This is a genomic window from Halolactibacillus halophilus (assembly GCF_900115605.1).
In the GTDB taxonomy this organism is placed as follows: Bacteria; Bacillota; Bacilli; order Bacillales; family Amphibacillaceae; genus Halolactibacillus; species Halolactibacillus halophilus.
In genome coordinates this window covers 1-14,087 of sequence record NZ_FOXC01000014.1, presented here as the reverse complement: position 1 = coordinate 14,087, position 14,087 = coordinate 1, and the positions used below count along the sequence as shown (strand labels likewise).

The following is a 14,087-nucleotide window of genomic DNA, read 5'->3' as shown; positions in this document are numbered from 1 at the left end:
TAATGATTCTAATGGCTCGTAAAACTAATACACGTAAAAAGCGTGTGAAAAAGAATATTGAGACGGGTATTGCACATATCCGTTCAACATTTAACAACACTATCGTCACAATTACTGATGTTCAAGGTAATGCCATTACATGGAGCAGTGCTGGTGCATTAGGTTTTAAAGGTTCACGTAAATCTACACCATTTGCAGCGCAAATGGCAGCAGAAGCTGCAGCAAAAACTGCACAAGAAAATGGTATTAAATCATTAGAAGTAACTGTTAAAGGTCCTGGTGCTGGTCGTGAAGCTGCTATTCGTTCACTTCAAGCTGCAGGTATTGAAGTTACTGCCATTGTTGACGTAACACCAGTTCCTCACAATGGTTGTCGCCCACCAAAACGTCGCCGTGTATAATTTTATCCGTATAGGATTTGTCAGCTTGTCTATAATGGATGATAAATGCTTTCGGTAAAACAGATTAAAGACTTAAAACTTTAACAGTTTTAATTAAGCAGAAAAGTACTGACAGAAAAATACGAATAAAAGATAGTGCAGATACGGGAACTGCCTACCTGAGGAATTTCGGTTAGACGTTTGTCTAACCGGGGTTTCGACGTTCAAAGGAGGGTTTTATAAATGATTGAAATCGAAAAACCGAAAATAGAAATTGTAGAGATCGCTGATGATGCTACTTTTGGAAAATTTGTCGTAGAACCACTAGAACGTGGATATGGGACTACACTAGGAAACTCCTTACGTCGTATTCTATTATCCTCATTACCAGGTGCTGCAGTGACATCTATCCAAATCGATGGCGTCCTTCATGAATTCTCAACAATCGATGGGGTTGTTGAAGATGTGACAACAATTATTCTGAACCTCAAGAAACTTGCGCTTAAGATCTACTCAGAAGAGACGAAGACGCTTGAAATTGATGTGTCAGGTGAAGGTGTTGTAACAGCTGCAGACATTACTTATGATAGTGATGTAGAAATTCTTAATCCGGAATTACACATCGCTACTTTAGGTGCAAATGCGCACTTGCGTATGAGAATGACTGCAGAGCGTGGCCGTGGTTACCGCCCGGCAGACGTCAACAATCATGATGATCAGCCAATTGGCGTTATTCCAGTGGATTCGATCTTCACTCCAGTGACACGTTGTACTTTCCAAGTGGAAAATACGCGTGTTGGTCAGATGACGAATTTCGATAAATTAACATTAGATGTATGGACTGATGGAAGCATTCGTCCTGAAGAAGCAACTTCTTTAGGTGCGAAAATTCTTACAGAACACTTAAATATCTTTGTTGGTTTAACTGATGAAGCACAAAATGCTGAAATCATGATCGAAAAAGAAGAAGACCAAAAAGAAAAAGTATTAGAAATGACGATCGAAGAATTAGATTTATCTGTACGCTCTTATAACTGCTTGAAACGAGCAGGCATTAATTCTGTACAAGAACTTGCTGATAAATCTGAGGACGATATGATGAAAGTTCGTAACTTAGGTCGTAAATCACTTGAAGAAGTGAAGAATAAGTTAACAGACTTAGGACTTGGCCTTCGTAAAGAAGAATAGTCTTAAATTTGATCGAGATTTAAACAAAAGGAGGGATAATCGATGGCTAGAAAACTAGGGAGAACGACTGATGCACGTATGGCATTACTCCGTAACCTTGCAACTGACTTGATTATTCATGAACGCATTGAAACAACTGAAGCGAAAGCTAAAGATCTACGTTCAGTAGTTGAGAAAATGATTACATTAGGTAAACGTGGTGACCTTCATGCTCGCCGTCAAGCAGCTTCATTCCTTTATCGTAAAGATGCAAGTGAAACCGAAGATGCTGTACAAAAGTTATTTAATGATGTCGCAAAACGTTACGAAGACCGCCAAGGTGGATATACTCGCGTATTAAAACTTGGAGAGCGTCGCGGTGACGGTGCTAAAATGGCGATTATTGAGTTAGTCTAACTTAATAAGATGAATGAAGGGCAGGATGATCTCTTTCGAGGTGACTCCAGGCCCTTTTTTTGTAGCTGCAGGTGGGTATCTAGAAACTTAGCTGATAGGCAATGACGGATTTAGACGCTACCATTTATTAGTTTAGCTATTGTATAAGCAATTGCTCTGAGATTGTGATAAAATAAGCAGTTAAGAATGTAAAATGTCGTAACGATACAGCAACTATAGAGACTGATAAATCATTTCCTAGGAAATAATTTGTCGATATTGGGGGAATGAGAATGGCAACGGATCAAGTCATTTTTAAAAATGTGTCATTTAGATATGCAGAAGACCAGCCTTGGGTACTTAAAAATGTTAGCTTTTCAATTAAACAGGATGAATGGGTAGCTATTTTAGGACACAACGGTTCAGGTAAATCAACAATTGCTAAATTAATGAATGGTTTATTATTCCCCGATGAGGGGACGATTTATGTGCATGGTATTGAAGTAACCCCTGACACGGTTTGGGATATCCGTGAAAAAGTTGGCATGGTTTTTCAAAACCCTGATAACCAATTTGTCGGTACAACGGTCAGAGATGACGTTGCTTTTGGACTTGAAAACCGAGGGGTTGACCGAGAGATTATGTTGAATCGGATCGAGGAGAGCTTGAAGAGTGTGCGCATGACGGATTATCTATTTCATGAGCCTCACCGCCTTTCTGGTGGTCAAAAGCAGCGAGTAGCTATTGCTGGGGTTCTAGCGATTCAACCGGATTTAATTATTTTGGATGAAGCTACTGCTATGCTTGACCCGCGTGGCAGAAAAGAGATTATGATGACGGTTAATGATTTGCGAGAAGAGACTAAAGTAAACTTGGTCAGTATCACCCACGATTTAAATGAAATCGTCGGGGCAGATCGAGTCATTGTCATGAATGATGGTGAGATATGGCTAGAAACGGTTCCACGGGAACTGTTTAAACAAGAAGAATCGCTGCGTGAGATTGGCTTAGATGTCCCATTTACAGCAAAAGTAACGAATCGATTAAAAGATACCGTTGATTTTGATCAACAACCATTAACGCAAAAGGAGCTATTAGATCAACTATGGATATTTCATTCAAAGCAGTAAGTCACACTTATCAACCTAATAGTCCTTTCGAATATCGTGCGTTAAAGGATTTATCATTCAACATTCAGTCAGGGCAATTTGTAGCTATTGTCGGTCATACTGGTTCAGGCAAATCAACCTTGATTCAGCACCTTAATGGGTTACTTAAACCGACATCAGGAGAAGTGATGATTGGTGGTTACCGGTTAAAAGCAGGTGAGAAAACAGCTAACATTAAAGGTTTACGCGAAAAAGTAGGGGTTGTGTTTCAATACCCTGAACATCAATTATTTGAAGAAACGATTGAAAAAGATATCGCCTTTGGACCGAAGAATTTCGGTGCCACTGAAGAAGAGATTCAGACGCGGCTACCGAAAGTGCTAGAGGCTGTTAATTTAGATGCCAAGCTTCTTGACCGCTCGCCGTTTGATTTGAGCGGGGGACAAATGCGTCGCGTGGCGATTGCTGGCGTTCTTGCGATGGAACCTGAGGTACTTGTTTTAGATGAGCCGACGGCAGGACTTGATCCTAAAGGGCAACAAGAGGTGATGGATATGTTTTACCGTCTCCATCATGAAAAAGGCTTAACAACTATCCTTGTGACGCATAGCATGGAAGATGCCTTAAAGTATGCCGACCATGTTATCATTTTAGAGCAAGGAAAGAAACATTTAGAGGGTCAGCCGGAGGAAATCTTTGTCCAAAAAGAACGCTTAAAACAAGTGCAGCTGGATGTGCCTGAAGAAATTCAGTTTTTAATGGATTTAAAGACACGTCTAGGGATTAGTATAACGTACGATAAACATTCAGTTGATGATTTAGTTAGAGAAATAAAAGCACAAATTGGAGGTGGCAGATAATGGCGAGTTCCTTAATTATTGGCCAATATGTGCCAGCTGATTCTGTTGTGCATAAACTGGACCCAAGAACGAAAATTATGATGATCTTTACTTTTGTCGTCGTCATCTTTTTCGCGAATAATGCTTACAGTTATTTATGGCTAACGGTATTTAGTTTATCTGCAGCTGCGCTCACAAAAATAAAGCCGCACTTTTTACTAAAAGGACTAAAGCCAGTTTGGTTTTTGATTGTATTTACCTTTCTGTTGCATTTATTTGTGACACGGGAAGGTGATGTACTCACGACTATTTTTGGGTTGCCAATTTACTCGGGTGCGCTTATTCAAGGGTTTCAAATCTCATTACGGTTTTTCTTATTAATTTTAATCACATCACTGTTAACACTAACGACAACACCAATTGAAATTACCGATGCGATTGAAACATTGTTGCACCCATTAAAGAAAATTAAATTCCCGGTCCACGAATTGGCACTGATGATGTCTATTTCCTTAAGATTTATCCCGACGTTGATGCAAGAGACAGAAAAAATCTCAAAAGCTCAAGCCTCGCGTGGCGTTGATTTTAAAACAGGCCCCTTAAAAGAACGGATTCAAGCAGTTGTGCCGTTACTCGTGCCGCTATTTGTTAGTGCATTTAAACGTGCAGAAGAGTTAGCGATGGCGATGGAAGCAAGAGGCTATCGTGGTGGTGAAGGTCGCACACGTTTAAGAGAACTTGAAATTGTGAGACGAGATTATATGGCCATTGGATTATTTTTAATTGTGATGATCGGTTTGTTTGTTCTTCGAACATAATCGTTAAAGTGATTGACGTGATGACTGGTATGGCCTTTTAGGTCATACCAGGTTTTACTATGTCACTGGATAAAAACGGTATTACATAGATATAATAAAGGGGTGTACCGATGTATACAAAAGACCAGTTAAAACAACAGCTTGTTAATATGGGGTTACAACCGTCTGACACAGTCCTTGTTCATTCATCAATGAAAGCTATTGGCGAAGTAGAAGATCGTGCAGAAGGTGTGCTCGATGTCCTAATGGATTACTTTAAAGACGGTCTCTTAATTTTTCCAACGCACACGTGGGAACAGATGGGAGAGAAGAAACTCCTCTTCGATCCAAAAACGGAACCGAGTTGTGTGGGACTGTTATCTAATTTGTTTCTAAAACGAGCGGGGGTGAGTCGTTCGCTTCACCCGACCCATTCTGTAGCGGCGATTGGGGAAAAAAGTGAAAAGTACTTAAGTGATGATGATACTCACGGAACACCATGTCATCGGTACGGTTGTTTTGGTAAGTTATATGACTATAAGGCGAAGTTGCTTCTTATCGGTGTAGGGATGGATAAAAATACGTTTATTCATAGTGTTGAAGAGTGGATGGATGTACCGGACCGACTAACGGATCGTCCGGTACGGTTTAAAGTGAAGTTACCAAACGGTGCTCAACAACATGCGGCAACTTACCGTCATGTGAAAGGTGGCATCGCTGAAAAATATGTCAAAATGACGGAACCGTTTTTGGCAAAAGGATGTATGACTTCAGCCCACTTTGGTGAGGCGGATTGTTATGTTGGTGATGCGGTGAAAATGGACGATTTACTGGTAAACTACTTAGAGCGCGATTTACATCTATTCGATGATTTTTCGCCGGTACCCGTTTCATGGTACAAAGATGAGGACATAAAAAATTAAGGAAAATGTTATAAAGGATGATTGTTATGCGTTTACTCGCTCGAGTGAGTTATGATGGCACGCGCTATCGTGGTTATCAAGTGCAGCCAAATCAACTTACAGTTCAAGCTGTGATTGAGGCAGCCTTAACCCGTATTCATAAAGGAAACGAAATAAAAGTTACTGCTTCCGGCCGTACTGATGCCGGGGTGCATGCGTTAGGACAAGCATTTCACTTCGATAGTACGTTAAGAATCCCTGAAGGAAACTGGGTACGGGCTATGAACAGTCAATTACCAGATGATATCGTTATTACCGATGTCCATCAAGTAGCTGATGACTTCCATGCGCGCTTTAACGTGATTGAGAAGTGGTATGAGTACCGTATGTATAATACAACACTCATTGATCCGTTTAAACGCCATTACAGCCATTATGTTAAAATGCCATTGGATGTCGCATTGATGAATCAGGCTTGTCAGTATTTAGTCGGCACGCATGACTTTACCGCTTTTTGTTCTGCGAAAAGTAATGTGAAAGCTTCTAAAGTACGAACGATTTTTCATGCGACATGTGAATACCAATCAGATGAGATTGTTTTTACAATCAGTGGTAGTGGTTTTTTATATAACATGGTACGCATTATTGTTGGTAGTTTAATTGACGTAGGGAAGGGCCGAAAACCACCTGAAGTGATCCAGCAAGCTCTACAGAATTTTGACAGAAATACCCTCGGAAAAACCGCGCCAGCTAAAGGTTTATACTTAAAACACGTGGTTTATGATAAAAATGAAAAAAAGTTTTGAAAAAAACAACGGAACCGGGCGAACAGCTATTGACATTCCTTCATTTTTAGGATAAGATGGTCTATGGCATTTTATTTCTATACCACGATTAGCCCCGGAAAGTTAATTGTGTAGAATATAAGATCAAACCAATATAATTGGACAAAAAACATCGAAAGACAAGATATACAGGAGGGTAATGAATATGCGCACAACTTTCATGGCAAATGAAACAAACATTGAACGCAAATGGCTTGTAGTTGATGCTGAAGGCAAAACACTTGGTCGTTTATCAAGTGAAGTTGCTTCACTACTACGTGGTAAGCATAAAGTAACTTACACACCACACGTTGACACTGGTGACCACGTAATTATCATCAACGCAGAGAAAATTGAATTAACTGGTAACAAACTTAAAGACAAAATGTATCACCGTCACTCAAATCACCCAGGTGGCTTAACAAGCACATCAGCTGGTGAAATGCGTGAGAAGAAACCTGAGAAAATGTTAGAACTAACAATCAAAGGTATGCTTCCAAAAGGTAAATTAGGTCGTAAAATGGCTAAAAAACTTCACGTATTCCGTGGAGTAGAACACACACATGCAGCACAAAAACCAGAAGTTTACGAACTTCGCGGATAATTTAAAGGAGGTAACGCATAGTGGCACAAGTACAATACTACGGTACCGGACGCCGTAAAAGTTCAACAGCTCGCGTACGTTTAGTACCTGGGACTGGTCAAATTACAGTAAATAATCGTGATGCGGAAAGTTATTTCCCATATGAAACATTACGTACAATCATCAAGCAACCTTTAGTATCAACAGAAACTGAAGGTACTTATGACGTATTAGTTAACGTACATGGTGGTGGATTCACAGGTCAAGCTGGTGCAATTCGTCATGGTGTATCTCGTGCATTATTAGAAGCAGATCCAGAATACCGCGCAACACTTAAGCGCGCTGGATTCTTAACACGTGATGCTCGTATGAAAGAGCGTAAGAAGCCTGGTCTTAAAGGCGCTCGTCGTGCACCACAATTCTCAAAACGTTAATATGTTTAAAGAATTCAAAAAGAACCTCTTTTTTTCAAAAGGGGTTCTTTTTTTCGGTAAATCAGTCCAATGGTCACGTCTCTTGATGAATAGAGTGTTGACTGATCCCTACAGTAGCAAACCTTAAAATATAATATATGTATGATAGTATGACCATTATATGAACGCCTAACAGGAGGAAGAAGATGAATAAACGCTGGACGATTGATGAAATTAGACAATATGTAGAAACAAAGACAGATGCACAATTACTATCGACGGAATACCATGGCTATTCACAAAAGTTATTATTCAAATGTGGGTGTGGCAATAACTTTGAAAAAACATGGACGAAGTTTAAGAGTAAAAAGCAACAGACATGTGGTGAGTGTTAGTACCATTATATTGATAGAGTGACTGAGGGTGACTTTCTTAAAAAAGAGGGTTGCCCTTTCTTAATACTACATGCAGTTAGAATCGATAACACCAGTTAACTCGATCGGATTGAACTACCCCCACCTAACATTCGTGAGAATGTTAGGTGGGGGTAGTTCAATAAATTAACGATCAATCTGATATATCCGTTTACCTCTCATTCAAATAAAAAGAATAAAGATAGGATAACAATATTGATCGGTAAACTAATCTTCATAAAGAATACTATATATTCAGGAGGTTTTGGTCCTTTCTTTACAATTGAATAACTTTCTATACCCATATTACTTATTGTAATTAACAAGGTTATCAATGTATATAGCAGTATATTTTCAGAAAACATTTTTGTGAATGAGATAGAAAAAAGAATCAAAAACGTAAATTGCTGAAATGTACCTCTAGAAAAAAGATCTAATCTACCTCCTAAAAATCTTCGAAGACTAAATGTAGTTTCCAATATAGCAACCTCCTATTTAATCAGATAAACAACCTGCTGCACTACCAGCTAACCAAACAGTACCAACAGCATTACCAAGTGCCCAACCTACTGGACCACTAACGCCGGCAGCTGCCGCTAAACCTGAAAATGCTGTTGTGTGGGCGAATCCGGCAATACTCACAGCCCCACAATTACTTATACCTTGTATTGATATGCCACCAGTTGAGTTTTGATTAACTTCCGCAAGAATTTGTCTTTTGAATTCTTCTCCTTGCTCCTTGCTCATAACTTTATTTAATTTATTATTTCAAATTAATTACAGTATTAGCGTAGCAAAAAAAATGTCACCGTCAAGAACCTACTTTGATAGAAGTGAAGACTGTTATTGGTTTTGGTTCAGCAAATAAAAGTGGTAAATCTAGTTCCCATGGTGCGCCTTTAGGGAGCGATGAAGCAAAACTATCTGAAGATACTTACAAGTGGACATTTGAGGAAGACTTTTATGTTCCTGAAGAAGTATACACTCATTTTAAAGAAGCAGTAAAACTAAAAGGTGAATATTATGAGGAAAGTTGGGAAAAACGCTTTGGTGAATATAAAATTAAATATCCAGAATTAGCAGAAGAACTAGAGGATAATATTGATGATGTTCTGCCAGAAGGCTGGGCAAGTGGCTTACCTAAATACGAAGCAGGGACATCTATTTCAACTCGTGAAGCGTCGGGCAAAGTGATTAACTATTTATCTGAAGTATTACCCAATCTTTTTGTAGGATCGGCTGATTTAGCAGGCTCTAATAAGACTGCTATTAATAAAGAAGCAGATTTTTCAAAAACAGATTATACAGGCCAAAATATTTGGTTTGGAGTGAGAGAGTTTGCGATGGGTGCTGCTTTGAATGGGATTGCACTTCATAGTGGTCTAAAAACTTTTGGCGGAACATTCTTCGTTGTTTCTGATTATATGAGACCGGCTATGCGTTTGGCGGCACTAATGAAACTGCCGGTTACGTATGTATTTACACACGATAGTATTGCCGTCGGGGAAGATGGACCGACTCATGAGCCAATAGAACATTTAGCTTCACTAAGAGCTATGCCGAATCTATCAATAATCCGTCCTGCAGATGCAAATGAAGCGAGTGCGGCATGGAAATTAGCAGTTAAATCAAAAGATAAGCCGACGGGGTTAGTTTTATCAAGACAGAATCTTCCGGTCTTAGAAGGGACAACGGAAAACGTTTTTGAAAATGTTTCTAAAGGCGGCTATATTATATCGCCATCTAAACAAAATACACCAGATGTGTTACTGCTTGCATCTGGTTCAAAAGTACATCTTATAGTTGAAGCTCAAAAACAACTACAACAAGAGGGGATAGATGCATCGGTCGTAAGTATGCCTTCTTTTGATTTATTTGAGGCGCAACCCCAGGATTATAAAGAACAAATCTTGCCGCGAGCTGTGGAGAAACGTCTGGCGATTGAGACTGGGCTTCATTTGGTTGGGACCGATTTGTTGGCTTAGACGGCAAAATTATTGGTTTAGATCACTTTGGTGCATCAGCACCTGGCGATATATTGATGAAGAAATTTGGATTTACGGTAGATAATATTATTACTCAAGTAAAAGACATGTTAAATAATTGAGTATTTATATTAAGTGCCCGTTATCGTAATAATGTGGACCCTTTGTCACAGATATTAAAAAAAGACTCTCATAAAATATTTAATAAATATTGCTCTCTGTAACTAACGGGGGGCAAATTTTTTAGTTCCATTGACCGCGCTCATAATTATAATAATCAATATAATCATCAACGACACCATGTAATTCATGAATAGTTTTAAAGTGATGATAGTTCATATCATCTTTTAAGTGGCCGAAGAATGATTTCTGAGGTGCATTGTCCAACTTTTTTTGAGAATACGATAGATCGAAAACAAGTTAAGAAATGCGCTTCGATTCTATCGTCATTCCTTACATAGACTGGAAGTGATGTAAGCTCCGTTTTCATAATTCTTAAGCTCTCTTCAATTTCCCAGCGCTGTTCATCAGCGTCAATAAGTTTCTCCATATTTTCGTAATTACTATCGACGGAATACCATGGCTATTCATAAAAGTTATTATTCAAATGTGGGTGTGGCAATAACTTTGAAAAAACATGGACGAAGTTTAAGAGTAAAAAGCAACAGACATGTGGTGAGTGTTAATACAGTCATATTGATAGGGTGATTTTAGGGCGACTTTCTAAAAAGAAGGTTGCTCTTTTGTGTTAGAAGTGATTTAGACGATTGATAGCTTATCGAGGAGTAAGCTAGATGAGTTGTCAAAAAATATTTCCTGATTGTATAGGTTTGTTATCCATATATAGAAATGTATAGAAAGAAGTAAGGCTGTATAAAATATAGAGGTGCTAGTGTGAGCAACCTTTGTCTCACTTTAATAACGCTAAATATTATAAAACCTTTGATCAATGAGTAGAGTGCGTTAATATGCTGTATTATGGTATATTTTTAAAAAATAAGGTGAAAAAATAATTATAAAACTATTAACACTGGCTATTATTATCCGATATTAAGTTAAAGTATGGATAAATTATAATACAAAATACATATAAGAGCTTGCTTATAAATATGGTTATAGGGAGAGAGAGCTTTGAGTAAAGCGTTAGTTGCGAAACAACCAATTTTAGATCGTCAAAGAAAACTGTATGCGTATGAATTACTGTACCGGTCTGATCGCGTGAATCAAATGTGGGATGGTGACAAGGCAACGGTAGAAGTTGTGATTAATGCTTTTTTAAATATTGGTATTGACCAAATAGCTGGACACTACCCGGTATTTGTTAATTTCACTGAAACATTACTACTATCTGAACGCTTTGATGATGTTGCATCTCAAAATATCGTGATTGAAATATTAGAAGATGTTGAGCTGACGCCCAAAATGATTGCAAAAATTAAATATCTGAAAAGACAGGGTTATCGCTTAGCACTAGATGATGTTACACAACCCCTTTATAATAAGTGGGTAAAAGCAGGTGTGATTCATTGTCTTACCTACTTGAAAGTAGATTTTTTAACAACAACAAGACTTGATCAAGAACGGATTATTAATGACATGCGCCTCCACTATCCATCTGTGAGTTTAATCGCAGAAAAGGTCGAAACGATGGATGACTTTGATTTTGCTAAACGGATAGGCTACCATCTGTTTCAAGGTTTCTTCTTTATGGAGCCGGAAATATTAGAAACATTTGAGATTCCTGCGTATTATTTATCTTACCTTAACTTAGTAAAAGAAATTGAGCGTAGTGATGTAGAATTACTGACACTTGCTAAGACGATTCAAAAAGATTTATCATTATCATATAAATTACTTAAGCTTATCAATTCTCCGGCGTATAGACGGGTCCAAAAGATCAACTCTATCGAACGGGCCGTCGTCTTATTAGGACAACAAGAGTTAAAGAAATGGTTATATATCTTAGCGTTAAGAGATATGTCTCAAAAACAAGATATGGTTTATGTGGAACCATTGATTAAAAGTTCTTATTACCGTGCTAAGATGTGTGAAAATCTAGCGGAAAAATTATTGCCTAATCAAACTCAAGAAGCCTTTTTAGTTGGTTATTTTTCACAGCTTCCGGCTATTTTACGGCAGCCAATGGATCAATTGCTCCAGGCCTTGTCGTTAAATGATACAATCGAAACAGCCTTATCAGAAGGGCAAAGTCAATTATCGGACTTTTTGCGTTTAGCTGTGGGCTATGAACAAGTTGATTGGGAAGCGATCGATGTTCTTACGAAACAATTAAATTTAACAGAAGCAGTTGTACAAACATGTTATCAAGAAGCGAATGATTGGGTACAGACCTTGTTTCAAGCTCATTAACAAAGATACGATCTTACAAGAAAGCGGCCGATCCGTTTTCTTGTGAGATTTTTTTATGTTAAGGCTTCATAGCTGGCGTTGTCGATGTGTTTGAAATTGTGTAAAAGCTATGTGACCGACTTAAAAGCATGCCGTATGCGCTGTGAACAAAAGTGAAAGAGGAGTATGTTATACTACTTTGTAGAAACTGATACAACATAAGGGGGAAGACTGTCGTGAAAAAACAACAAGTGATGACGATTTTAAGACCGGTCCAAGACCCGTTTATACATAAACGATTTGTGGAAACGGATGCGATTAAATCGGTTGAAATAGATGAAGATAATGGGAAGTTGACGATTAATATAGCATTAAGTAAATTAAACCAACCAGAAAATGATCAATTAAACAAAGAACTTACTAATAAATTAATGCAAGCAGGTGCAAGTGAAGTCACTATTCACTTCACTAAGTTGCCAGAAGAACAGTTAAAGAAATATCCTCAATATCAAGTCATGATGTCTCCGTTATTAAATGGAGAAGCAGACACTACTTTTCTCGCGATTGCCAGTGGTAAAGGCGGCGTTGGCAAATCAACAGTGACGGCCAATCTTGCGGTCAATTTAGCGCGACAGGGTAAACGAGTGGGGATCATTGATGCAGATATTTATGGGTTTAGTATCCCTCATATGATGGGCGTGACAAAGAAGCCGACCTTACAAGGGAATAGAATCATACCTGTAGAAGTACATGGTGTAAAAGTAATGTCGATGGATTTCTTTGTTGAAGGAAATGATCCTGTCATTTGGCGTGGACCGCGACTCGGTAAAATGCTCAACAGTTTTTTTATAGAAGTTGAATGGGGAGACCTCGATTACTTGTTATTAGATTTGCCTCCAGGGACAGGGGATATGGCGTTAAATGTTCACACAACTTTGCCGTCTTCGAAAGAAATTATCGTGACAACACCTCATGAGACGGCTGCTCATGTAGCCTCACGTGCCGGGAAGATGGCACTAAATACACAGCACGATATTGTGGGTGTAATTGAAAATATGTCTTATTTTGAAAGTCAATTAACACATGAACGCGAGTATATTTTTGGACAAGGTGGCGGTAAGTGGTTAGCTAAAGAATTAAATGCGCCATTACTTGCAGAAATTCCATTAGGTCAACCCCAGAACGCTCAATCGGGAGGTTCTATCTATGCAGAAGATGAAGTTATTGGTATGATCTACCGCCAGATGGCTGAAGCGGTGATCCATGAGACCAGAAGGTAGTCAATAAAGCTTTCATACTTTTAGAGTGAAGATACAGATGACAAAAGTTGAAGCCAGAGGATTAATTAACCTCTTGGACTTCAGCTTTCTTTTTTTAATAATAATAGTTGGTTGAGTAGAGTCTTATATAGGTGATTTAGTTAAAAATTTTATGTTATAGATTGAACTACCCCCACCTAACATTCTCACGAATGTTTGAGAAGGGGATTCCGTAAGGACACCCTAAAGGCGACCCATGCTCGTTCAACTAAGCATAGGTTTTTCTACTTTCCAACCGCCGCAAACCTATTTTCTCAACATCTATTAAAGCATGTTGGGGAAATAGTGCGCTCCAGGAGCACAACTTACTTGGGTCGAATCGTTCTGTCTGATAGAACGTATAGGTTCTGACAAAAGACAGGGTACGCGTCAAATACGCCCACCCGGCCCAATGATGTAGACCTTGTTTCTGCTCTGGAACAAGTGAATACAATATCGGTGGGAGTTTTTCTTTAAAGCCCATTGCCCGACGGGCAATGACATAAGCGGCTGCCATGTGAATGGACACACCGAGTCGCTTCCCATATTTCAACTTATCTTTCAGGTTCATTTGTGTCTGAATGGCACGATTGACATGATCTTGACCATAAGGAAAAACAACGTCAGAGAGA

The 14,087-nt window shown here is 38.8% G+C and carries 15 protein-coding genes and 2 pseudogenes; 14 read left to right on the top strand and 3 right to left on the bottom strand.

Annotation, left to right across the window (positions count from 1 at the left end):
- Positions 1-11: 11 nt before the first annotated feature.
- The 11 genes from rpsK to BM098_RS06450 all read left to right on the top strand — a co-directional run bounded on the left by rpsK (position 12) and on the right by BM098_RS06450 (position 7,805).
- Entirely contained in the window at positions 12-401 is a 390-nt protein-coding gene (rpsK, locus tag BM098_RS06500) for a 30S ribosomal protein S11 (protein WP_089831633.1), read from the top strand.
- Positions 402-623: 222 nt separating this feature from the next.
- The gene (locus BM098_RS06495; RefSeq protein ID WP_089831631.1) at positions 624-1,568 is read left to right on the top strand and encodes a DNA-directed RNA polymerase subunit alpha; all 945 of its coding nucleotides are present in this window, start codon (positions 624-626) and stop codon (positions 1,566-1,568) included.
- 42 nt (positions 1,569-1,610) lie between these two features.
- A complete protein-coding gene (gene rplQ / locus BM098_RS06490) occupies positions 1,611-1,964 on the top strand; it encodes a 50S ribosomal protein L17 (RefSeq protein WP_062321816.1) in 354 nt (117 codons plus the stop codon).
- 272 nt (positions 1,965-2,236) lie between these two features.
- Positions 2,237-3,073, top strand: coding sequence for an energy-coupling factor ABC transporter ATP-binding protein (locus tag BM098_RS06485; RefSeq protein WP_089831630.1), 837 nt, complete (start codon positions 2,237-2,239; stop codon positions 3,071-3,073).
- Positions 3,049-3,912, top strand: a complete 864-nt coding sequence (locus BM098_RS06480; RefSeq protein WP_089831628.1) for an energy-coupling factor ABC transporter ATP-binding protein — start codon at positions 3,049-3,051, stop codon at positions 3,910-3,912. Before BM098_RS06485 ends, BM098_RS06480 begins: the two co-directional genes overlap by 25 nt.
- A complete protein-coding gene (locus BM098_RS06475; protein ID WP_089831626.1) occupies positions 3,912-4,709 on the top strand; it encodes an energy-coupling factor transporter transmembrane component T family protein in 798 nt (265 codons plus the stop codon). Before BM098_RS06480 ends, BM098_RS06475 begins: the two co-directional genes overlap by 1 nt.
- Positions 4,710-4,819: 110 nt before the next feature.
- The gene (locus BM098_RS06470) at positions 4,820-5,611 is read left to right on the top strand and encodes an AAC(3) family N-acetyltransferase (protein ID WP_089831624.1); all 792 of its coding nucleotides are present in this window, start codon (positions 4,820-4,822) and stop codon (positions 5,609-5,611) included.
- A 26-nt stretch (positions 5,612-5,637) separates the two neighbouring features.
- Positions 5,638-6,396, top strand: a complete 759-nt coding sequence (gene truA / locus BM098_RS06465; RefSeq protein ID WP_089831622.1) for a tRNA pseudouridine(38-40) synthase TruA — start codon at positions 5,638-5,640, stop codon at positions 6,394-6,396.
- 184 nt (positions 6,397-6,580) lie between these two features.
- Positions 6,581-7,018: a 50S ribosomal protein L13 gene (gene rplM, locus BM098_RS06460; RefSeq protein WP_089831620.1), complete on the top strand. Its 438-nt coding sequence runs from the start codon at positions 6,581-6,583 to the stop codon at positions 7,016-7,018.
- A gap of 20 nt (positions 7,019-7,038) precedes the next feature.
- Positions 7,039-7,431: a 30S ribosomal protein S9 gene (rpsI, locus tag BM098_RS06455; RefSeq protein WP_062321826.1), complete on the top strand. Its 393-nt coding sequence runs from the start codon at positions 7,039-7,041 to the stop codon at positions 7,429-7,431.
- A gap of 185 nt (positions 7,432-7,616) precedes the next feature.
- Positions 7,617-7,805, top strand: coding sequence for a hypothetical protein (locus BM098_RS06450; protein WP_089831618.1), 189 nt, complete (start codon positions 7,617-7,619; stop codon positions 7,803-7,805).
- 513 nt (positions 7,806-8,318) lie between these two features.
- On the opposite strand, the gene BM098_RS06440 is transcribed toward BM098_RS06450, so the two are convergent.
- Complete coding sequence (locus BM098_RS06440; RefSeq protein WP_089831613.1) at positions 8,319-8,570, bottom strand: hypothetical protein; 252 nt, start codon at positions 8,568-8,570, stop codon at positions 8,319-8,321.
- Positions 8,571-8,641: 71 nt separating this feature from the next.
- Here BM098_RS06440 and BM098_RS06435 point away from each other — a divergent pair.
- Positions 8,642-9,930: pseudogene (locus BM098_RS06435) on the top strand (transketolase family protein); the annotation flags it as partial.
- A gap of 121 nt (positions 9,931-10,051) precedes the next feature.
- Here BM098_RS06435 and BM098_RS06430 read toward each other — a convergent pair.
- Positions 10,052-10,195, bottom strand: coding sequence for an IS3 family transposase (locus BM098_RS06430; RefSeq protein WP_146913873.1), 144 nt, complete (start codon positions 10,193-10,195; stop codon positions 10,052-10,054).
- 744 nt (positions 10,196-10,939) lie between these two features.
- Between BM098_RS06430 and BM098_RS06425 the strand changes: the two genes are divergently transcribed.
- Entirely contained in the window at positions 10,940-12,178 is a 1,239-nt protein-coding gene (locus BM098_RS06425) for an EAL and HDOD domain-containing protein (RefSeq protein ID WP_089831609.1), read from the top strand.
- Positions 12,179-12,393: 215 nt separating this feature from the next.
- Positions 12,394-13,437, top strand: coding sequence for an Mrp/NBP35 family ATP-binding protein (locus BM098_RS06420; protein ID WP_307725251.1), 1,044 nt, complete (start codon positions 12,394-12,396; stop codon positions 13,435-13,437).
- A gap of 247 nt (positions 13,438-13,684) precedes the next feature.
- Here the strand turns inward: BM098_RS06420 and BM098_RS13425 are convergent.
- A pseudogene (locus BM098_RS13425) lies at positions 13,685-14,087 on the bottom strand (hypothetical protein); the annotation flags it as partial.